Origin of the sequence: Abyssisolibacter fermentans, assembly GCF_001559865.1 — a bacterium.
GTDB lineage: Bacteria > Bacillota > Clostridia > Tissierellales > MCWD3 > Abyssisolibacter > Abyssisolibacter fermentans.
The window spans coordinates 237,918-260,497 of record NZ_LOHE01000037.1 but is presented as its reverse complement, the minus strand read 5'-3'; the positions used below and the strand labels follow the sequence as shown (position 1 = coordinate 260,497).

General features: G+C 30.2%; 19 protein-coding genes. All 19 read right to left on the bottom strand.

The genetic code is table 11. The annotated features are described in order from the left end of the window. Nucleotides 1–25: 25 nt before the first annotated feature. The 19 genes from acsD to amrS all read right to left on the bottom strand — a co-directional run bounded on the left by acsD (nt 26) and on the right by amrS (nt 22,573). Nucleotides 26–967, bottom strand: a complete 942-nt coding sequence (acsD, locus tag AYC61_RS04785; RefSeq protein WP_066497607.1) for an acetyl-CoA decarbonylase/synthase complex subunit delta — start codon at nt 965–967, stop codon at nt 26–28. A 23-nt stretch (nt 968–990) separates the two neighbouring features. Beyond that, nucleotides 991–1,761: an ATP-binding protein gene (locus AYC61_RS04780; RefSeq protein ID WP_066497601.1), complete on the bottom strand. Its 771-nt coding sequence runs from the start codon at nt 1,759–1,761 to the stop codon at nt 991–993. Between the two features lie 46 nt (nt 1,762–1,807). After that, entirely contained in the window at nt 1,808–3,184 is a 1,377-nt protein-coding gene (gene lpdA / locus AYC61_RS04775) for a dihydrolipoyl dehydrogenase (protein WP_066497594.1), read from the bottom strand. 53 nt (nt 3,185–3,237) lie between these two features. Next, nucleotides 3,238–4,113, bottom strand: a complete 876-nt coding sequence (locus AYC61_RS04770; protein WP_066497587.1) for a methylenetetrahydrofolate reductase — start codon at nt 4,111–4,113, stop codon at nt 3,238–3,240. Continuing rightward, entirely contained in the window at nt 4,114–4,773 is a 660-nt protein-coding gene (locus tag AYC61_RS04765; protein WP_066497721.1) for a methylenetetrahydrofolate reductase C-terminal domain-containing protein, read from the bottom strand. A gap of 25 nt (nt 4,774–4,798) precedes the next feature. Then, nucleotides 4,799–5,653 carry a bifunctional 5,10-methylenetetrahydrofolate dehydrogenase/5,10-methenyltetrahydrofolate cyclohydrolase gene (locus AYC61_RS04760; protein WP_066497586.1) on the bottom strand — a complete coding sequence of 285 codons (855 nt, stop codon included), beginning with the start codon at nt 5,651–5,653 and terminating at the stop codon, nt 4,799–4,801. Between the two features lie 110 nt (nt 5,654–5,763). Continuing rightward, the gene (locus AYC61_RS04755) at nt 5,764–6,396 is read right to left on the bottom strand and encodes a cyclodeaminase/cyclohydrolase family protein (RefSeq protein ID WP_066497584.1); all 633 of its coding nucleotides are present in this window, start codon (nt 6,394–6,396) and stop codon (nt 5,764–5,766) included. 19 nt (nt 6,397–6,415) lie between these two features. After that, nucleotides 6,416–8,092, bottom strand: a complete 1,677-nt coding sequence (locus AYC61_RS04750; protein ID WP_066497583.1) for a formate--tetrahydrofolate ligase — start codon at nt 8,090–8,092, stop codon at nt 6,416–6,418. Further along, a complete protein-coding gene (locus AYC61_RS04745) occupies nt 8,082–8,864 on the bottom strand; it encodes an ATP-binding protein (RefSeq protein ID WP_066497582.1) in 783 nt (260 codons plus the stop codon). The genes AYC61_RS04750 and AYC61_RS04745 overlap by 11 nt, the downstream gene beginning before the upstream one ends. Nucleotides 8,865–8,926: 62 nt before the next feature. After that, on the bottom strand, nt 8,927–10,816 hold the full coding sequence (gene cooS / locus AYC61_RS04740; protein WP_066497581.1) for an anaerobic carbon-monoxide dehydrogenase catalytic subunit: 1,890 nt from the start codon (nt 10,814–10,816) through the stop codon (nt 8,927–8,929). A 360-nt stretch (nt 10,817–11,176) separates the two neighbouring features. Further along, nucleotides 11,177–11,965, bottom strand: coding sequence for a folate family ECF transporter S component (locus tag AYC61_RS04735; RefSeq protein WP_066497580.1), 789 nt, complete (start codon nt 11,963–11,965; stop codon nt 11,177–11,179). 70 nt (nt 11,966–12,035) lie between these two features. After that, complete coding sequence (locus AYC61_RS04730) at nt 12,036–12,608, bottom strand: 5-formyltetrahydrofolate cyclo-ligase (protein ID WP_066497579.1); 573 nt, start codon at nt 12,606–12,608, stop codon at nt 12,036–12,038. 1,091 nt (nt 12,609–13,699) lie between these two features. Further along, on the bottom strand, nt 13,700–15,133 hold the full coding sequence (nhaC, locus tag AYC61_RS04725) for a Na+/H+ antiporter NhaC (RefSeq protein WP_242866740.1): 1,434 nt from the start codon (nt 15,131–15,133) through the stop codon (nt 13,700–13,702). A gap of 83 nt (nt 15,134–15,216) precedes the next feature. Further along, a complete protein-coding gene (locus tag AYC61_RS04720; protein ID WP_066497567.1) occupies nt 15,217–16,401 on the bottom strand; it encodes a MalY/PatB family protein in 1,185 nt (394 codons plus the stop codon). Nucleotides 16,402–16,427: 26 nt separating this feature from the next. Further along, entirely contained in the window at nt 16,428–17,672 is a 1,245-nt protein-coding gene (locus AYC61_RS04715) for an MFS transporter (RefSeq protein WP_066497565.1), read from the bottom strand. A gap of 226 nt (nt 17,673–17,898) precedes the next feature. Next, complete coding sequence (locus tag AYC61_RS04710) at nt 17,899–19,503, bottom strand: sigma-54 interaction domain-containing protein (protein ID WP_066497564.1); 1,605 nt, start codon at nt 19,501–19,503, stop codon at nt 17,899–17,901. Between the two features lie 987 nt (nt 19,504–20,490). After that, nucleotides 20,491–20,619, bottom strand: coding sequence for a hypothetical protein (locus AYC61_RS21970; protein WP_275935214.1), 129 nt, complete (start codon nt 20,617–20,619; stop codon nt 20,491–20,493). Nucleotides 20,620–21,206: 587 nt separating this feature from the next. After that, nucleotides 21,207–21,437, bottom strand: a complete 231-nt coding sequence (locus AYC61_RS04705) for a hypothetical protein (RefSeq protein ID WP_066497563.1) — start codon at nt 21,435–21,437, stop codon at nt 21,207–21,209. Nucleotides 21,438–21,580: 143 nt separating this feature from the next. Next, nucleotides 21,581–22,573: an AmmeMemoRadiSam system radical SAM enzyme gene (gene amrS, locus AYC61_RS04700; protein ID WP_066497561.1), complete on the bottom strand. Its 993-nt coding sequence runs from the start codon at nt 22,571–22,573 to the stop codon at nt 21,581–21,583. Between the last annotated feature and the right edge of the window lie 7 nt (nt 22,574–22,580).

Genomic DNA, 22,580 nt, shown 5'->3' with positions numbered 1-22,580 from the left:
ATTCTTAAATCATATATAAATCAAACTACATTAATTCATTTACAAATTCTCTTATAGTTTCAACTGATTTAGGGTGACGAAGCACTACTGCATCAGCTCCTGCTGCAAGTACACTTGCTGCTGTTGAAATTTCCATCATTATACCTCTATCTTCTTGACAACCCCAATCAGGCATTTCTGATTCAGGTGCAATAGATTCTTTTACATTCCATGTTTCAAATGAAACAGGTGTAATTATAGGCATTTGTAATGTTTTATCATTCTGACCAAACGCAGCAAGTCGAATTCTATCATATGTTGATGCTAGATATTCAAATCCATAACCAACTGCTGCACATCCTACGTTCATTACAATGTCTTCATATTTTACTCCAAGCTGATTTAATAAAATATTTAACTGTTTAGCTAAATTAATATCTACTGAAGATTCTGCTCCAACCTTGTGATTATATGCTAAAGCACCTGCTGCACCTACGCTTTTGTAGTTTTCTTCAACAGCTGACATCAATAATACATTTTTTCCATCTAAAATTTCAGCTGCTTTTTCAAATAATTTTCCGTCTTTTTCATGGTTTCCTGTTCCTGCAATAACTAATGGAGTGCTTATACTATCAGCAACTTTTTTTGCAAGTTCGCTACATTCTTCTACAGTTTTATTAGCTCCATTTGGGTCTGCACCTTGTAATCTTAAACAAATAAAATCAGGATTATATTTTTCTTCAACTGCTTTTGCCCATTCTACAGTATCCTCTGCTACATCTTTGTATAAATCTTTTAAACTATTAGTCCATCCTTCTGGGTTAATGTCTAATATTTCCATGCCTATTTTAGGTGCATTTATTTCACCATCGAAGCTGTGAAATGCCATTGCATTTTCTCCACCTAAAGTTATCTCTTTTTCTCCAGTTCCAATTTTTAATTCATTTATTCTTCCAGAATATTTTTGAACTGACTTTTTCAATGCCATTATGAACCGCCTCCTAATACTAACTACTTAATCTCAACCTTCGATAATATTGTTTCTAGTGATTTCCTTGCTAAAGAATCCTTTGGAAGCTTAACCAATGGAGTTCCATTACTATCATACTCATATATATTTGTATCCATTGGAACAACTCCTATTAAATCTAAATCTTGATTCTTAATTTCAGATTTAATTCCATCATTAATTTCACCTTGTGGTGCTTTATTAACAATAAGAAAAATGTTTTTTACCTTTATTTTCAAATCTTTTGCTAGTTGTTTTATTCTGCCAGCAGCTTGTATTCCTCTTCTTGAACAATCACTTATAAGGAATAATAAATCTATGTCCTTAATAACTCCTCTACTTAAATGCTCCATACCAGCCTCATTATCTATAACCAAATAATCATAGTTACCAGATAGTGATGCTAATTGAGTTTTAAGTATTCCATTAACATAACAGTAACAACCTTCACCTTGGGTTCTTCCCATCACTAACATGTCATAGCCATTTCCTTCAGTAACCATTGTATTTAATCTGTACTTAAAGTAATCTGCTTTTAACATACCGCCAGGAAATTCTTTGCCTGTTGCCTCTGCATTATTAACTTCTTCTCTTATTTCTCCAATAGTTGCTTCTATTTCTTCTCCTAATACTTCATTTAAATTAGAATTTGCATCAGCATCTACAGCTAATATAGGACCTTTTTTGTTATTAACTAGATAATCAATCATAAGCCCTGTTAAACTTGTTTTACCTGTTCCACCTTTTCCTGCTACTGCTATTTTAAAACTCATATTACCCCTCCTATTCTCTACTAAACAGGGCTTCAATTTACCCTATCTAGTCAACTGCATGTACACATTTACCTTCAACGGCATGAGCTGCTTCCATAATTGCTTCTGACATTGTAGGATGAGGATGTATTACATCTCCTAATTGCTTTGCTGTTAATCCAAAATGTACTGCCAAAGTCAACTCTGCTAATAAATCTGTTGCGTGAGCCCCAACTATAGAAGCTCCAATAATTTTTTCATCTTTATCTACTATAATTTTCACAAATCCTTGAATTTTAGAAGTAGCTTGTGCTTTACCTAAACCTCTAAAATCAAACATTCCAATTTTATATTCAATACCTTGCTCATCTAATTGTTTTTGTGTCATTCCTACAGCAGCTACTTCAGGACTAGTATAAACACATCTTGGTACAGCTTTATAGCTTATTTCATTAACCTTTCCTAATGCATTTTCAACAGCTATTAAAGCTTCTTTTGAAGCAACATGTGCTAATAATGGACTGTCAACAATATCTCCTATAGCATATATATTGTCTATATTTGTCTGCATTTTTTCATTAACTACTACTTTGCCTCTATCCAACTGGACATTTAAAGCTTCTAATCCTAAATTCTCAGTGTTAGCTCTTCTACCAACTGACACTAACATTTTTTGAGCTTCTATTTCTTTACCACTTCCAAGAACAACCTTTACACTTCCATCATTTACTTCTACTGAATCTACTTTATCTTTTGCAATAATTTTTATTTTTTGCTTTTTAAATGCTCTTGTAAGCTGTTTAGCAACATCATCATCTTCAAATGGAAGTACATGACTTGCCATTTCAACTATAGTCACTTTTGTACCTAATTTGCTAAAAAATTGACCAAATTCACAACCTATAACTCCTCCACCAACTATTAAAAGAGATTTAGGTATCTCTGTTAATTCAAGAGTTTCGTCACTTGTTAAAACATTCTTTTTATCATATTTAAACATACCAGGTACTATAGCTTTAGATCCTGTAGCTAAAATAATTTTGTCTGCATCTACTATTTGCTCAGAACCATCATCCATAGTTACTGAAATTTGATTCTTTGTTATTAATTTACCAAAACCATTTACTAAATTAACATTTCTACTCTCTAGTAAAAACTCTATTCCCTTTACTAGATTATCAACTATCTTATTTTTTCTTGAATTTATTTTAGCTAAATCTGCTTCTGCATTTATATCTGATTTTAATCCAAAGTTCTCAGCTTCTTTTATAAAATCAAATGCCTCTGAACAAGCTAATAATGATTTTGTAGGTATACATCCAACATTAAGACATGTACCACCAACTTTATTTTTTTCTATTAATGTTACTTCAGCGCCCATCATTGCAGCCTTTAAAGCAGCAACATAACCTCCTGGGCCTCCGCCAATTACTGCTATTTTCATTATTGTAGCCTCCATCATTTCATAATATTTTGTAGACATGATATTGTATACAATTACAACCCAGCTTCATCCAATATTAATGGAATATTTTGTTCTGCTCCTATAGCCATTATGTGAACTCCATCACATAAATCTTCTTCTCTAAGTTTAACAATTAACTCTCCAGCAATTTTGATACCCTCTTGTACCTTATTTTCTGCGTTTTTCATTCTCTCAATCAACTCATCTGGTACATATATTCCTGGCACAAATTTGTTCATGTATTTTGCCATTCCAGCAGATTTTAAAGGTATAATACCAGCTAAAACCTTAGCATCTAAATGTTTTGTCTTTTCTCTAAATATCTTCATTGTTTCTATATCGTATATTGCTTGTGTTTGAAAAAACTTTGCGCCTGCTTTTATTTTCTTTTCCATCTTTAATATTTGAAGTTCTAATGGCTCATATTTAGGAGTAACACATGCACCTAAAAAGAATTCTGGAGTTCCGTCAAGCTCATTACCAACCATATCAGTACCTTGCATTAGTATTCCAGCTGATTGTAAGATACCTACAGAATCAAAATCATAAACTGGTTTTGCACCTGGATGATCTCCAACTACAGTATGATCACCAGTTAGTGCTAAAACATTTTTTATACCAAATGCTCCTGCTGATAACAATTCTCCTTGTATAGCTATTCTATTTCTATCTCTACCTGTTATTTGCATAACAGGCTCCAAGCCTTCATCTAGAGGCATTTTACAAGCTGCAAGTGATGTAGCTTTCATTGCTGCAGATTGAAAATCTGTTACATTTATACCATGAACTCGACCTTTGACTGCTCTTGCACACTCAAGCATATGAGTAAAATTTGTTCCTTTTGGAGGTGCCATTTCAGCAGTAACTGCAAATTCTCCTTTGCTTAATATCTCTGATAATAAACTCATTTATTTCACCTCCTGCTCTTTTAAATTTATTTTATTTGGATGAGATGATCTCTTGAAATCTCTTGGCTCTCTAATCTCAGTTAAATTCTCTAATCTACCCATGGCTTTAAGTCTTTCGTAAATCATTATCCATGCACAATCATTTTCAGGATTAACTTCGCATTTACCATCTCTCGCTCCACCACAAGCACCGTTTAATAATCCTTTTGCACACATTGTTACTGGACATATACCACCTGTCCAACCTAATTGACATTCTCCACAAGCTTTACATGATTCTTCATATTGTCCAACTCTCTTTGTTTCTCCGATAAACATAGTGTTGTTACCAGGGAAAACAGGAATTTTAACAACTTTAGCAATTGTTTGAGTACCATCTCCGCATGATAATGACAATATTGCATCTGCAGTCTTTAATTCTTCTTTAAATGCTTTTAATGATTTTCTAGTTTGTAAAAAATTACATGCAGGATCTAAAACTGTATGTCCTACGACATCAATTCCTTCTTGTTCTAATTTTTCTTTCATTTCAAGAACTTCTTCTTCGCCTCCTACTTTACAAGCAGTAGCACAAAGACTACATCCAGTTATAATAACTTTTTTACAACCTTTTAGATACATCATTATTTCTTCGAAAGGTTTCTTTTCAGAAATAATCACTACAATACGCCCCCTTTCTAAATAATTATTTAATATTATTTTGTAATTTACATGCTTTAACAACATGTTTTGCAAGTATTGATGTTGTAACTGATCCTACTCCACCAGGAACTGGTGTAATCATTGAAGCTTTTTCTTTAACTTTCTCAAAATCAACGTCTCCACAAAGCTTTCCATCTACAACATTTATACCAACATCTATTACTACTGCACCTTCTTTAACAAAGTTTTCTTTAACTAATCCAGCTTTTCCTACAGCAACAATCACAACATCAGCTTGACTAGACATCTTGGCAGTATCCTTAGTGAAAATATGGCAAACTGTAATAGTAGCTTCTTGGTTTAATGCCAATATAGCAGCAGGTTTTCCAACAACATTTGATGCACCTATAACTGTTACATCTTTACCTTTTAAATCAACATTGTAATGTTTTAATATTTCCATTACAGCTAATGGTGTACATGGAGGAAAACCTGATTTATCTCCCTCATATACCTTTCCTTGATTTACAGGGCTTAAGCAATCTATATCCTTCTCTGGAGATATTATATATTTAATTTCTTCTTCATTTAACTGAGCTGGTAATGGTCTAAATATCAAAATCCCGTTTACCTTGCTATCATTATTTAATTTTTCTAGTTCTTTTATGAAATCTGCTTGAGTTATATCAGGAGCAAGCTCATGAACTTCTGCCATTACACCAACCTTTTCACATCTTTTTAAAGCTCCTCTTTCATATGCTAAATCGTCTGATCTAGCTCCTACTCTAACTATAGCAAGCTTTGGTAAAATATTATTAGCTTTTAGACTTTGTACTTCATTGATAAGATTTTCACTAATCTTATCTGCAACTGGTTTACCTTTGATTATTTCTCCCATTTTAAATTAAACCTCCTTTGGAATTTTTGTACATATTATATTGTATACAGTGTTTTGTTTTTATATAGCAGTATCTTCATTAATCCAATTTAGATACTGCTATATAGTCACTATTTAGTCAATGCTTCTTCTACCTTTTGATAAACTTGATCTGCTATTTTTGTGCCTTCCTCTACAAGCTTCTTTGTTTCTTCGCCTACTTTTTTTACATATTCATCATCAGTAATAGAATTAATATTAATTATCACATTTAATTGTCCACTAATTAGGGCGGCTCTTAAACACTGCACTCCTACTCCTACATCACTAATAGCAAGTCTAGATCCCTTATCTACTAATCTTTCATGTAGTTTAATTGCTTTGTAGGCTGTCTTAACTATTTGAATTGGAACTTCACATGCCTTTTTAAGTGCACTTTGCAATACTCTATCTTTCTCTGCTTTTTCCTCAGGTGTACTGGCTTTTATACCATATGCTTTTGAAAGAGGTAAAAAATTTTCTGCATCATCATCAATCATTTTCAATAGCTGTGCTTCAATTTCTCCTGCTTCTTTCAATATATCTTTTACTTCTTCTTCATACTGTGCATATTTCTTTTTGCCAATTGTTAAATTACATACCATACTACCCAGTGCTGTTCCAATGGCACCAACTAAAGCAGCAGCACCGCCACCTCCTGGAACAGCAGCCTTAGAAGCAAGTACTTCTACAAATTCAGTACAATTTTTTTGTGCTAAATTCATTCAAACCGCCTCCTGTTATCTAGAATAATCCTGTTATTACTCCATTTTCATCTACGTCTATTTTTTCAGCTGCTGGTACTTTTGGAAGTCCAGGCATCTTCATAATTGACCCTGTTAATGCTACTATAAAACCTGCACCTGCTGATATTGTTACGTCTCTAACTGTAATGTTAAATCCAGTTGGTCTACCTAGTTTTTTAGGATCATCTGTCAATGAATATTGATTCTTAGCTATACAAATAGGTACATTTCCAAAACCTAAATCTTCTAATTGTTTAATTTTTTTAGCTGCAACAGCTGTAAAATCAACATCATCAGCACCATAAACTTTTTGTGCTATATTTCTTATCTTATCTTTTACAGGTATATCTAATTCATAAGCAAATGTAAAGTCATTTTCCTCTTCTTCAATAAGTCTTAACACTTCATTTGCTACTGCTTTACCACCTTCAGAGCCTTTAGCCCATACTTCTGATAATGCAACATTTACTCCTAGTTCTTTACATTTATCTTCGACAAGCTTTAATTCTGCTTCAGTATCAAGTGGGAATCTGTTTATAGCAACTACTGCTGGTAATTTAAACACTTTTGTAATATTTTCAACATGCTTTAATAAGTTTGGAAGTCCTCTTTCTAAGGCTTCTAAATTCTCTTCATTTAAATCATTCTTAGCTACACCACCATTATATTTTAATGCTCTAACTGTTGCAACTATTATTACTGCATCTGGTTTTAAATCAGCCATTCTACATTTGATGTCTAAGAATTTTTCTGCACCTAAGTCTGCTCCAAAACCTGCTTCTGTAACTACATAGTCTGAAAAATGCATTGCCATTTTTGTAGCTATAACTGAGTTACATCCATGAGCGATATTTGCAAATGGTCCACCATGAACAAATGCAGGTGTTCCTTCAAGAGTTTGAACTAAATTTGGTTTTAAAGCATCTTTCAATAATGCTGCTACTGCACCTTGAGCATTTATATCTTTCGCTGTTATTGGTTTACCATCTCTTGTATATGCAACTATTATTCTTGCTATTCTTTCTTTTAAATCAACTATATCATTAGATAGACAAAATGCAGCCATTATTTCAGAAGCAACTGTTATATCAAAACCATCTTCTCTAGGCATTCCGTTTGCCTTTCCACCAAGACCATCAGTTATAAATCTAAGTTGTCTGTCATTCATATCTACAGCTCTTCTCCAAGATATTCTTCTTGGATCTATGTTTAAGCTATTTCCTTGATATATATGATTGTCAATCATAGCTGCTAGTAAATTGTTTGCAGCAGTCATTGCATGTATATCTCCAGTAAAATGAAGGTTTATATCTTCCATAGGAACAACTTGTGCGTAACCGCCTCCAGCAGCTCCTCCTTTAACTCCAAATACAGGTCCTAATGATGGTTCTCTTAATGCTACTATTGTAGATTTTCCTAAGCTTGATAAAGCATCTGCAACACCTATAGTTGTTGTTGTTTTACCTTCTCCAGCTGGAGTTGGATTTATAGCTGTTGTTAATATTAATTTTGCTTTCCTACCGCTTTCTTTTTTAAGTAAATTATAATCCACCTTAGCTTTATATTTACCATAAAGATCTATATCGTCTTCTGACAAACCTACTTTTTTTGCAATTTCCCTGATATCTTGCATTTTTGCTTCTTGTGCAATCTCAATATCTGATTTAAACCCCATTTATAACCCTCCTCAAGTTTTTGTTTATATAATTAACCTCCATTACAGCATTTTTATCTACCTCATAAGGAGATTTATTAGCTCTATCTGAATCTATTACATCCCAGCTATAATGCATAAATCCTAGTAATGCTTCACTATCTATATTATTTAATACATAGTCTTCGTCTTGTTTGTTTCTAATTTTGTTTGCAACGGCACATACTCTTTTAACGCCGAGATCTTTTGCTATTGAACTTATATATTTATAAGTCTGAATACTTCTAATACCTGGCTCTACAACAACTATAAAAGCATCTACACCTTGAGCTGTACCTCTTCCTATGTGCTCAATACCTGCTTCCATATCCATTATAACTACGTCTTTATTTTGTAGTATTAAATGTGAAGTCAGTTTTTTAAGCAAGACATTCTCAGGACAAAAGCATCCTGAACCTGCTGTATTGACAGTTCCCATAGTTAGTAATTTAACACCATTTTTCTCTTTACAAAATTTCTCAGGTATATCATCTACTTTTGGATTTATTTTAAACATCTTTCCAAAAGACTCTGTATCTGCATTAGTTCTATCTGAAATAAGCTTTTTCATTTCTGCTATTGGTACTATATCATTTATTTCTTCTTCGCTAAACCCTAAAGCTAATGCTAAATTTGCATCTGGATCTGCGTCTACAGCTAACACTCTATAACCTTCATCTGCGTATATTCTACTTAAAATTGCTGTGAAAGTTGTTTTCCCAACTCCACCTTTTCCTGTAATAGCTATTTTCATAAGATCACCTAACTTTATAGTTATTTTAAAACCATTTTAAACTAATTATAACTAAAAATCGATTATATTCCAAGGTTTTTTCGTTTAATTTCTACTCTTTCTATCATTTGCTCTGCTGCTTTAACTGGATCAGTTTCTATATAGAATTTTGCCCCAACCATATCTTCCATTCTATTAGTTAATATATCTACTACTTCAGGACCTCCTGTAACAGGTGGTACAACTCCAAGCCATGTATCTATACCTGAACAAACTACATATGTTCCTATAGACACAGCTTTTTCAGACATCCATTCTGGAGCAGCTCCTACTACTGGTAAATCACTCATATCTAAATCAAGATGTTTCGCTAGTTCACCAACAAGTCTTAAAATTCTTGAATTATCTACACATGAACCCATATGAAGAACTGGTGGAATATCTAATAATTCACAAACAGTTTTTAATCCTGGACCTGCTAGTTTAGCAGCATCAACACTCATTAATCCCGCTTTAGCAGCAGCTTGTGCAGCACAACCTGTTGCAACAACTATTATATCATTAGCTATAAGTTTTTTCATCATTTCTACATGACCAAAATCGTGCTGAACCTTAGGATTATTACATCCAACTACGCCAGCAGCTCCTCTCAATACTCCAGATACTACACAATCAGCTAGTGGCTTCAATGTTCCTGTATTATCTATTTGACTATTAACAACTTTATCTAAATGACTAATAATACTCTCAACACCAAATCCAACTACTGCATGTTCTTTTGATTTTGGTATAAATACATTTTCTTTCTTCCTATTAGTATAGTTTTGTACAGCTTGTGTTAAAATATTCTTTGCACATTCATAAGCTTTTTCTTCATCAAATTCTACATAAATAGAATCTTTTATTCTTGCTTTAGGAGAAGTTGATATGAATTTAGTATGATAAGACTTTGATAATTCTGATAACGCTGGCAATATACATTGAACATCAACTATAACAGCTTCAACAGCTCCTGTAATTACTGCAAGTTCTTGCTGCAAGAAGTTACCAGCCATTTTAACTCCATGTCTCATTGTTACTTCATTAGCTGTACAACACATACCTACAAGGTTTATGCCATCAGCGCCAACCTCGTCAACTAAAGATTTGATTTCTGGATCATCAGCAGCAAGTACTATCATCTCTGATAAACTTGGCTCATGACCATGTATAATAACATTAATTTGATTTTCTTCTAAAACACCTAAGTTAGCTTCTGTATTATTTCTTGAAGGTGTTCCAAATAACACATCACTTAATTCTGTACCTAAGTAGGATCCGCCATAGCCATCTGATAATGAAGTCCTCATAGACATTTTAAGTATACTCTCTGCATCTGCCATACAGCCTACATGTGTAGAATGCATAATAGTTACAACTTCTCTATCAATAGCTCTTGGTGTTATGCCTAGATTTTCCCAAATTTGCTTTCTTTTTTCTGGTACACAGTCTGGAATTGTTAAAGTTCCAAATTGTTTACCAAATTCATTAAGTGCAAATTCTGATACTTCATGAGCTACATCATAGATATCTTTATTTTCATAATCTATATTCCATCTTTTAGCTAATTCTAAAACTTTAGCTTCATCTTTAACATTATAATTTCCGTCTTTACTAGCCATATGAAGAACATGTGCTATACTTCTAGCATGATCAGAGTGTGCAGCACTTCCTCCTGCAACCATTCTAGCAAAATTTCTTGCAACAATCACATCGGCTGTAGCTCCACAAAGACCTCTTTGAGCTCCTTTTCCAGCTATTGGACTTATTCTACATGGACCCATTGCACATATTCTACAACAAACACCTCTCTCACCGAATCCACAAGGTGTCTTCATAGCAACTTTCCTATCCCAAATTGTTTCTACACTATCTTGTTTAGCTTTTTCAATAAGTTTTTCTGATGCATTATCTATTGAATGCTTATTTTCCACAAATAACTCCCCCTATCCAATTTATTCGCTTTTTGTATGCTGTTTATTGTATACATTGTTCGTTATTATTATAACGTACATTCCTAAAAAAAGCCATTATTTCTTATGAAAAATTATTACTTTAAATATTTTTTGTGAATCTAATCATCTTTGAATTTTATTTATAAAATGTTTTTTATAACACTTATAAATCCATTATAATTTGCTAAAATTAATTTAAAATCAATGATACATTCTGTACTAATTTATATCTACTGAAACATATTTATCCTTAACTTTAACTTTATTAATGAGTTTAAATAATTATTATTTAATAGTTAATTATTTAACATTGTAACGTTTCACTGAATATACTTCATCTTAAATATATTTAATTAACTTAGTCATTGTATATAATACAATCGTATTTAATGGTATTATAACAAAGCTAAAAATAATTCTTGTTGGTAAAAATATCATAAATCCTTTATTGAATAATATCGATAACCAAAAAGTATTTAATACTATAGAAATTGTTAAATAACATAATGTAGTTATAAATAATATTTTGTCAATTGAGTATAATGAATCTTCTTCATTATATTTTCTTTTTATTATTGCTGGGATTACTATATATGCTAATGTTAATGCTATGAAAGCTATTATATATCCTTTGGATAGCTCACCTCCTCCATAGTAAACACTTCCTTTGGAAAAAATTAGCAATCCTTTTAGCTGAAGACCTTTAATTACACCTGCTGCCATAAATATTATCATTAATGAATTGATTATATTAAAGTTAATCTTTTTAAAATTGAATTTTTTTTGTTTAAGTATTTTGTATACAATTCCAGGTATAGCTCCACTTAAAGCTGCACTTACTGTAAAACCTGGAAAATACATTCCACCCATAGGATTAATTAAAAATCCTACTAAATCTGATACTATTCCTGATAATATTCCTGCTATAGGACCAAAAACTATACCAACAATCGCAATAGGTATTGCTCCGAAAGTAATTTTTTGTGCCGGAAGACCTGCTATTGGTATAATAACGCCTAAAAATCTTGATAATATAATGCTTATAGCTGTTAAAATACTTGCACTAACTAGTACTTTTGTAGTAAATAATCTATACCCTAATTTTCTTCTTGCTACTTGACCGTTCATATACTCCTCCTTTCTATTAGAAGCCTATATATTCTAAAATAATCAATTTATATCATAACAATATACGATTTTAATATATTGTTACCTTCTTTTTTTCTGTAACAATTTGATTCATTGGTACATCATATTTATCCTTTGGTACTTCTCCTAGTAATTGATAATCATGACATACAGCAATAGATGTAGCATTTAAAGCTCTGTTAAGAAATCTATCATAGTATCCTCCGCCAAATCCAATTCGATTTCCTTTTATATCAAATACAACTCCTGGAACAATTACTAAATCAATATCTAAAACAGGTACTTCTTTTAACTTATCAAGCTTAGGTTGCAAAAATCCTAATGGACTTTTCGTTAAATCTTCATCAACATTCCTTATTTCGCTTGGAATAATCTTCTTTTCTTTCTCTATACAATATGGTACTACTACTTTCTTATTATTTTTAATACACCATTCTAGTAAACTAAAAGTATTAACCTCATTACCAAAGCTTAAATATAGCATAATAGTCTTACTTTTTTTTATAATATTCATTTCAGTTAACATAGTTTTTATTCTATCGCTATTGAAAGCTACTTCTTCTTTTGTCATATTTCTTCTTTTCTTTAACATATCTATCCTTATAATTGCTTTCTCGTCCATAATGAGACCCCTCCTAGATACATGCATTTTGTATACAGTAGTTTGTTAAAAATATATTCATCTTTGTTAATTATTCAACAACATTATAACATATTTTTTTCACTGTACAAAGCAAAGTTTTTAATTATTTATGTTTTTAATAAATTATTTTAAGTCTCAAAATTATTTGCTCATTTTCCTCATTTATTGCTCTGTATAACATACCCTTTAAACTTGTTGTTTATCGAAAAAAAGACTAATCATATTAATGCTATCGATAAAAATTTTAAATTTAATAAATACTAAAAGTTATTATTTACATATAATAATATAATACGTTTTTTTAATAAATTTATATCTGGTGTGATTTTATAATTGTTATTATGTATTTTAGGTTAATTTCAAAACTTTTCTTTTATTATATTCAAAATTATAATTTTAATATAAGTATTTAATAACAGTATTTAATTTTTAAACTGTAACAATTAATAAAATCATCTACTTATTTTAAATAATATATTCAAGTAAAGTTCATAATGATAGAATAATAAACATTACAATGTTATACTACTGTTTAGTTCAAATTAATTTATTATGAATACTTTAAAAAAATTTTGAAAAAGAAATTTTTATAAGTTAGCTATTTATAATTAAAGATTCGTTTGCAACTGAAAAATTTAAGAGTTTTGGGGAAATTCCAGGTTAAATGTGTTTAAGAGAAGAGTTAATGGAATAATAAAAGTTGATTGCAAATATCGCCGAGATGTAAACTACGATTTAAAGAAGCTTGAATTGCACAAAAAGAGATTATTGTAATATTATAATAAGCTTAACTTTGATAATATTACAACTTTTCATAGGAAGAAAAGATAAAACATGATTTTCCTCTAATAGCCACATGTACTTGACTATGTGTGATTAGTAATATATAAAGATGTATTAATACCCTGATTACTCAACAATCAGGGTTTAAAATTAATATGGAAACTTATTATTAATTCATGATAACGTTTTTACAGTTCAGTCACTCTCCTTTAATAATCAAATTGATTGGTATATACATATTAAATAGTAATAATAATGCATTTATTATATACAAATTTATTACTATCTTATTTTGATATATTTTTCTTAATTGTAATGCCCGTTTTTGCATAAATCAAATCCATTAACGGAGTCATCCAATTCAAAAAACAAAAAGGTATAAATGCAAATTGTGATACTCCAAGCATCTGTGCAGCATATAAAGCATTTGCATTCCATGGTATCAATACTGCTCCAAGTGTACCTGCATCTTCCAGTGTACGAGACAAATTCTCTGGAGCAAGACCATTTTTTCTGTAAATATCCTTCATCATTGTTCCAGTGACAATGGAAGCAAAAAGCATTGAAGACCCTATTGAATTGGTTATATAAGTAAGTATGATTGTAGCCATTATAATTTTAAAGGTTGAAGTTCCACATTTTTTTATTAGTGGCTTTACAAGTACACTTAATATTCCTGTTTTTTCTAGCATTCCTGATATACATAATGCAAGAAATATGGCTAGAAATGCACTGATCATGCTATTAGTACCACCACGATTTAATAGCTTATCAACAAAACCATTCCCAGTGTGAAGTGTAAACCCATTTATCATATAGTTAAGAACATTATGAATGCTTTCATGTTGATGAATTACTGCAATTACACCTCCTGAAATTGTACCTATTAAAAGTGAAATTATAGATGGTATATTTTTAACCAGTAAAATAAGAACCAAAATAATAGGCAGCAATTCTACAAATGAAAATTTGAATGTACTTTCAAATGTATTCATAATTTCTGTAGTGATATATAAATCATATGTATTAGTTGAATATTTTAACCCTAAAAAAGTAAATATTACTGCACTTATTAAGTAAGTAGGAATTGTTGTATACATCATATGCTTTATATGCTTCATAACAGGTGTACCTGCAATCGAAGCTGAAAGAATTGTACTGTCTGATAAAGGAGACATTTTATCTCCAAAATAAGCTCCCGAAATGATTGCACCAGCAGTCATCTGTGAAGGAACTCCCATTGCATTTCCAATACCAATTAAAGCAAGTCCTACTGTTCCTAATGTGCCCCATGAAGTACCTGTTGCAAGTGAGGTAAATGAAGAAAGTAGTAATGCAGATATAAGGAAAATTTTCGGAGATATAAATTTTAAGCCTAGATATATAATATATGGAATAGTACCAGATGCAATCCATGTTCCTATCATTGCACCTACAACAAGTAGAATAACATTTGGTTCAAATGATGATACAGCCATATCCCATGCCATATTTTGTAGTTCTTTATACTTATAACCCAACACCATTAATAGTGGAACTACAATGATCCATGATAATAGAAACATCAGTTCAAGTGGAGCTTCAAAGGCTATCATTCCAAATGCAATAAACCCAAATACAAGAAAAACAACCAAAACTGCATAAATAAAAGTAACTGGATGTAATTTATTTTCTACAACGTTTTTTACTTCTGGATTGTTTTTACTTTCTTTATTATTCAATATAATTACCTCCCTAAAAAGCCATATACAACTGTCAAGTGATACACCACTTGACAGTATACTAGCTTCATATAGACTTACCCTTATTTGATATTTTTAGACTTGTAAGCTTTACTAATGCATGATAATGCTTTTTCTAGAACAGCAGTTTGGCATGCAATGTTCACTCTGACAAAACCTAATCCATTCTTTCCATAATTCATTCCATCATTTACTTTAACACCTGAATCTTTAAAAAAATTCATTAATTCAAACTGAGTTAAATTCCATGCCCTAAAGTCAAGCCACATTAAATAAGTACTCTCCTGCTCAATAACCTTAACCTCAGGCATTGTGTTTTTAATAAAATCTTTTACAATACATATGTTTTTCCATAAGTATTCATTAAATTGATCAACGTAATAATCACATTCGTTATAAGAAGTTATAAGTGCTTCAATCCCAAAATAATTGTAGTCAAAATGATAATTAGAATAAACAACATCATATTGATCACGCAATGCTTTATTATTCATAACAACATACGCAGAATAAAAACATGCCAGATTAAAAGTTTTGCTTGGAGAACTCATAACAATAATATTATTCTTAGCATCTTCAGAAATTGAAAAGAACGGTGTATGCTTAGCTCCATTATAGACAATATCTCCATGAATTTCGTCACTTATAATTAAGACGTTGTTCTTTTTACATATTTCATAAACTCTTAATAGTTCTTCTTTTGTCCATACTCGTCCTACTGGATTATGTGGATTGCAAACCAGTAAGATACGAACTCTTGGATCTGCTGTTTTACGTTCTAAATCATCAAAGTCCATTTCATATCTACCATCTACAAGTTTAAGTTCATTAGTTTCAATAAAACGTCCCGCACCTTTAATAACAACATTAAATGTATTATATACGGGAGGTTGAATCAAAATTTTATCTCCTGGACGTGTAAAAGCATCCAAAAGCATCCAAAGAGCTCCTGTCATCAAACCTTGAGAATACCTAATAGCTTCTTCGTTTACATTTAGTCCGTATCTTTTATAATACCAATTACAAATTGACTTTGCAAATCTATGCTGTGGCAAATATCCATATGCATAAACACCTAAATCAACTTTTTTATGTAACATGTCAATAACAGGCTGTGGAGATTTAAAATCAGTATCGGCTACACCAAGTGGAATATATTTTCCACTCTCACCCTCATAATCCCACTTAAAAGAATCAGTATTAATACGATTCACAGGTTCATCAAAATTATGTGTTAAAATCATCATAAACAACTCCTTTATAATTAAGTCTTTTAATTTTTAGCTTCAGTTTGTTTTTTCTCTTTTTTTAGTATGTGTGTTAATAAAATACATGATATAAGTCCCAAAACAGCAAATCCAATCATCCAGGCAAATACTAGATGATAACCATGAATACCCGGATACTTGTCAATAAAACTACCATATAAAGTAAAAATAAACAAATCAGGTGTATTTCCAACAATAGATAGAATACCAGCTGCCGCTCCAGCTAAAATAATTGGTATTTCCATTTCATCAGTAGTAGCATAATAAGTACCTCGAATGGTCATTATTACTGCTGCAAGAACAATCATTACACTAACAACAATCCATACTGAACTACCTGCTGGTACAAAGAAATAAATTGCGGTAAGCAATGCACCTGTTATAAGTGCAACTTTTAAATAGCTTATAGTAGAACCCATTTTATCTGCAATCATACCTCCAATTGGAGCTGCAAGAAACGCAATTAAGTAAGTTCGTACAATACTCAAAGCAGCACCCATTTTTACTGACATACCATATACTTCAGTAAGGTAAGGAGTTAAATATCCAAGTCCATTATAAAATGAGTAGCCAAAAAATATAATACAACCTGCAACCCATACTTTTGGAAGCTTAGCTACATTAATAAGTCCTTTAAGTGCTTCTTTGGCATTGATTTTTCCCTCAACTTCATTTTTTTCTATTAAGAAATAAGTTAAAATTCCCAATAATACTAAAACACAGCTGTAAAAGATTATGGTTGCCTGCAAACCCATCTTGCCTTCTCCAAATTTGCTGAATACAAATAGAGAAGCAAAGGAAACAACTGTTGAAAACAATCCTCTTCCACCTTCCAATAATCCAAATAACCTTCCTTGCTCTGATTGTGTGCCTAACATACGAACGCCTTTAATCATTGCTTCCCAAAACAATAAAGTAATAGTAACACCAAACAAACTTTGAATAACTAAAACCATTGTAAAAGGAGGATAAGTAGCTAAATAAAATCCTAATGCTCCAGTTGTAATTAATGATAACGGTATCAGTAATTTTACAGGAAAAACATCAACCAGCCAGCCTCCTGGTAGATAGCATAAAAACTGCGTGACAGCAAAGGCTGTCATCATCCATCCTAACTCAGTATTTGTTACATTAAATACTTCCTTCATTGGAACATAATAAACATCTCGAAGATAAGCAATTTTGAAAATAACACCTCCTGCAATACAAATTGCAAGTAATGTCATCCATTGTTTATTGGTCTTCTTCATATATAACACTTCCTTTCTATATTTGACAGTTATATATAAAGCAACTACCATGCCAATATTAAAAAAACAATAATAAACAGCTATTTTATATATAAATAGCTGTTCATAGGCTTTTTTAAGTCAAATCTTATAGATAAGAAAATATATAATTCCTATAAATATAAGATAAAGTAAAAATAATTGGCGCAAAAAAAGTTTACACTGCAAATTTTTTTACTTTTTTAAATTACAGACCGTATTTTTTTATTTTATGCTGTAATGATTGTCTGGTTATACTTAAACTGCGTGCTGTTGCTGTAATATTATTATCATTCTTTTCTAATTCAGTTATAATAATTTTTTTCTCAAACTCATCTACTAATGATTTTAAAGAAATCGTGTTCTGAAAATCAATACTTGTTTTTTTATCTATAGCCTTTGCACCTTTAGAAAAGAAACTTCTATAATAAGGAGGGATACTATCTAGTGTTAAATTTTGAATATAGTCGCTTGCAATTGAAAAAGCACTTTCAATTACATGTTCAAGTTCACGGACATTACCAGGCCAATTATATCTTCGAAACATATTCAAAAGCTCAGAATCAATATATCTAATATTTAAATGATATGAGTTATTAAACTTTTTTAGAAAATAATTGGATAATAATTCTATATCACTCCTGCGATTACGCAAAGGTGGAATATGCAGTATAGAAGAAGATAATCGATAATATAAATCCATCCTAAGCTTATTATTGCTAACACATTTCATTGGGTCTTCGTTTAAAGCGCAAATAATACGGCAGTGAATATCTATATCCTTATCGGACCCAAGTCTACGAATTTTTTTTGTTTCAATTGCTTTTAAAAGTTTTGCCTGAAGTCCAATATCCATACTATTGATTTCATCAAGAAATAATGTACCATACTGCGCTTGTTCAAATAAGCCAATTGAATTTCCAGCTCCTGTATATGAACCCTTAACAGTACCAAAAAATACGCTTTCAAGAAGAGTATCTGGTACAGCAGCACAGTTTATAGAAATAAAAGAACCATTCTGATAAACACTGTAATTATGAATACTTTGTGCAAAAAGCTCTTTCCCTGTTCCTGTTTCTCCATAAATAAGTACAGTTGTATTATTTTGAGCAATTCGTTTTGCATTGGAGATAGATTCTATAAAAGAGATATCTTTTCCAATTAAACTTTTAAAATTATACCTTGTTCCATTTTCATATTTGTACTTATTAAAATGAGTATATAATTCTAAGCTTTCTTCCATTGACTTTTTTATTATAGGAAGGTTTTTAATTATAGAATACACTGCTATAGTATTATCTCTATATTTTACTGGATACATTTTTTCTATAACATTCATTACTTTATGATTCTCTTTAACGATGTATTGATTAACATATTCATTTGAAGCAATACCTGTGTTTAAAACCGCAGAATGCATACTTAAATTCGGAGTATTCTTTGTTGGAGAATATATCTCTTCCATTAGTTTTAGATAACATTTTTTTCGGTCAATACCTTCAATAGTTTCACAAGCATTATTAATAAAAATAACCCGATTTTTTTCATCTGATATAATAATACCTTCTTCAAGATTGTTTAGAACATGTTCATATATTTCTAATAAACTATCATTAGCATTCTCTTCTAAACAAAATATCAAGCATTGGTTTCCTGCTAAAGAAAACGTATCACAGGAAAATTTTTCAGTGAGAGTACAAAAGATTTGATTAACAGAAAGCTTATTTAGTCCAGTTTCTTCTAAATAGCATTCACAATCATGATTTGCAAAAACAATTTTATCTGAATTGCAAGCTAAGAAACATACTCGCATATAATCACCTCATATAATTCATTTTATAATAGGATAACTAATTATTAAAATATTATCAAGTACATTACTTCAAATAACTTCAATAATTCAAATAACTACCGAGTTGTAGTTTTCAATACAATTTATTTTGAGTGTATGATTTTATAATTATATTTATAATTATTTATTTCATTCCTAAGCTATTTAAAGAAAATTACTAATTTAACTGTATTATCTGAAAGTGAAAGTATGAAACCTTATAATCTAATTATATATGCTTTAAACCAATATCCACCAGTAATACTGGTGGATATTGGTTTAAGTTATGTCTTTTTCATATAATTTAACTCGTCTTTTATTATTCTTTGTATTACTATAATCAATATAATCAACCTCCATTTTTATACATTAAGATATTTATATTCTAATTTTGAATACTGTAGTCCATAATCTTTAGTTGAAACATTCTTCTTGTATGTAGGACTTCATTTTTTGTATTCTATCTTCTTGTATTCATTTAAACCTGTATCATTTATTGGGTTATTAATTAATGATAAGAATTCATTTATATTCATTTTAAATCTCCTTTCATAAATAACATAAATTATTTCATTATAAAATATTAGTATCTTCTAAATTCTAATTTATAATACTCCTCTAAACCTAAATCTGTTTTTAACCAACCAAATCTAAATGCTATTGAAAATAATTCTTTCATGTATATTCACCTCCTAAAATAATGTTATTTGCAATCATAAATTGCTTAATCATATTTACCCTCCTCTCTTTTTTTTGCAAACAAAAAGTCGCCCAATGCGACTTTGTTTATATTATAAAAATCGCAGTTTATACTGCGATTTTTATCTCATATTATACATCAAAATCTTTGATTTAAAATAAATTAAAATCGATTTTGATAAAATACATATAGAAAATATAAAAAGTCACAGATTACTCACCTGCAACTTTAATATACTAATTTATTTATTAAATAATTAATATCTAAAATCAAATCCTTATTTGCAGGTCGTGTTGTGAAATTGTAAGTGCATCAATTACATTAGTTGGCATAGCTTTTCTAATTATTGAAGCATTATACGATTCAATTTTGTTAATTTGTACAGTTGATTTAATCATTTCACGACCTCCTTTTTTATTTTTATTACATGTTGAAGTTTAACATACTAATTAGATATTTTGCAAGCATTTTTTCATATTGTAATATAACTGTAATAATGCTGTAATATGCCAAAACAAATACAATAGATTTCCTTAGAATACACGATTTACTCAAAATCAATTTAATTTTTCATCTTATAAAGCCTTCCTATAACAATTAATAAGAAGGCTTACATTTACTACTTTCTATATTCCAACTTTAAATATTCATTCATTCCTATATCTTTGACCATTTTCTTTTGAATATTGTAAACATGAAAATAATTCATTTTTAAAACCTCCTTTTTTAACTGTCTAATTATTTCTTATGCTAAATTTACTAATATTGTTCCTATTTTTTTGTATTCAGAATTTTTAAATTATTTAAACAAGTAATAACCTATGGTTATATTATTAACTCAATATAAGTAAAATACACACATTCATTAATTGTAAGTTATAAATGCGCATCTTTTTTGAATATTTATTTTTTGCACCATGAAAAGGTCAGGAAATTATCTCCTGACCTTAACTCTTAAATAATTAATTGATTTTAATTATAAAAATTATTTAAGATTGTTCAAATTGTTCATTGCACTGTTGTTCATATGTTGTTTAGCTTTGTTCATTTCTTCTTGACCTACAGAGGTTGAATTTGCTAAATTAAGTGATGATCCCATTCCAGCAGTAGTTGCGTTTGTCATTGTACCCATATTAGCTGCACTAGTCATTCCATTACTAGCATTCATTCTACGTCTAGCTTCTTGTAATTCATACTCTTTCATTTTATTATTCATAACTTACCTCCATATAATCATTATTTTTGCAAAGAATATACAATAAAAAACTTTTCTATTGCTTTTCTTCACATTAATATAATGTGTCTTTTGGAGTTTTTTTATAGCTAGTAAAATATCATAATAAAAAACCATACTGGTGTTTATACTATAATATTCAATTTATAACCGCATACTACACATTTACCATTTTTAAAATTAATAAGCTTCATGTTATTGCTTCTTTTCACTATTAATGCACCACAATTAGGACAATATGTATTTTTATCATTACTAAAAATATTTCCAGCATAGACATAGTAAAGGTATTTTTTAGCTACATCTCTTAGCTTCATTATAGTTTCAACTTTAGTCGCAGGATTATTCATTTTATAGGATGGATAATATCTATTTAGATGTAAAGGAATATTTTCATCAACACTTGCTAACCATTTGCATAATCCTATAATTTCATCTTTACTTGTATTTAAATCATCTATTAATAATGTTGATATTTCAATATGACATTTTTCAGCCGCTATCTTTATATTATCCTTTACTTCTTCTAAACTTCCTTTGCATATCTCTAAATAAAACTCATTTGAAAAAGCTTTCAAATCTATGTTCATTGCATCTATATATTTTAGAAGTTCTTCTAATGGTTGTTTTTCTATATAACCATTAGATACTAAAATATTTTTTAAACCTTTAGCCTTTGATATTTTTGCAGTGTCTAGTATATATTCATACCATATAGAAGGCTCATTATATGTAAAAGCTATACCTAAATTATTCTCGTATGATGAAGCAATTTCTACTAATTCTTTAGGACTAACATATTTATAGCTAGGTATTTCATGTGCTATCTCGAAATTTTGACAAAAGCTACACTTTAAATTACACCCAAATGATCCTACAGAAAATATATAATGTCCCGGGTAATAATTGTATAAAGGCTTTTTTTCAATAGGATCAATGTGATAAGCTGTTACTGCACCATAATTTAATGTATACAATTCACCATCAATGTTTTTTCTTACCTTACATATACCTACTCCGTTTGGAAGAATCAAGCAATTATGCGGACAAAGTTTACATCTCAAACTATCATTTTTACCTTTTTGATAATATAAAGCCTCAACTAATTTACTATTCATAATTCTC

Bases quoted from the DNA above. Each gene is read 5' to 3' on its own strand.
- acsD (WP_066497607.1), bottom strand. From the start codon at position 967: ATGGCATTGAAAAAGTCAGTTCAAAAATATTCTGGAAGAATAAATGAA.
- AYC61_RS04780 (WP_066497601.1), bottom strand. From the start codon at position 1,761: ATGAGTTTTAAAATAGCAGTAGCAGGAAAAGGTGGAACAGGTAAAACA.
- lpdA (WP_066497594.1), bottom strand. From the start codon at position 3,184: ATGAAAATAGCAGTAATTGGCGGAGGCCCAGGAGGTTATGTTGCTGCT.
- AYC61_RS04770 (WP_066497587.1), bottom strand. From the start codon at position 4,113: ATGAGTTTATTATCAGAGATATTAAGCAAAGGAGAATTTGCAGTTACT.
- AYC61_RS04760 (WP_066497586.1), bottom strand. From the start codon at position 5,653: ATGGGAGAAATAATCAAAGGTAAACCAGTTGCAGATAAGATTAGTGAA.
- AYC61_RS04755 (WP_066497584.1), bottom strand. From the start codon at position 6,396: ATGAATTTAGCACAAAAAAATTGTACTGAATTTGTAGAAGTACTTGCT.
- AYC61_RS04750 (WP_066497583.1), bottom strand. From the start codon at position 8,092: ATGGGGTTTAAATCAGATATTGAGATTGCACAAGAAGCAAAAATGCAA.
- AYC61_RS04745 (WP_066497582.1), bottom strand. From the start codon at position 8,864: ATGAAAATAGCTATTACAGGAAAAGGTGGAGTTGGGAAAACAACTTTC.
- AYC61_RS04735 (WP_066497580.1), bottom strand. From the start codon at position 11,965: ATGAACGGTCAAGTAGCAAGAAGAAAATTAGGGTATAGATTATTTACT.
- AYC61_RS04730 (WP_066497579.1), bottom strand. From the start codon at position 12,608: ATGGACGAGAAAGCAATTATAAGGATAGATATGTTAAAGAAAAGAAGA.
- AYC61_RS04720 (WP_066497567.1), bottom strand. From the start codon at position 16,401: ATGATGATTTTAACACATAATTTTGATGAACCTGTGAATCGTATTAAT.
- AYC61_RS04715 (WP_066497565.1), bottom strand. From the start codon at position 17,672: ATGAAGAAGACCAATAAACAATGGATGACATTACTTGCAATTTGTATT.
- AYC61_RS04710 (WP_066497564.1), bottom strand. From the start codon at position 19,503: ATGCGAGTATGTTTCTTAGCTTGCAATTCAGATAAAATTGTTTTTGCA.
- AYC61_RS21970 (WP_275935214.1), bottom strand. From the start codon at position 20,619: ATGATTAAATCAACTGTACAAATTAACAAAATTGAATCGTATAATGCT.
- AYC61_RS04705 (WP_066497563.1), bottom strand. From the start codon at position 21,437: ATGAATAATAAAATGAAAGAGTATGAATTACAAGAAGCTAGACGTAGA.
- amrS (WP_066497561.1), bottom strand. From the start codon at position 22,573: ATGAATAGTAAATTAGTTGAGGCTTTATATTATCAAAAAGGTAAAAAT.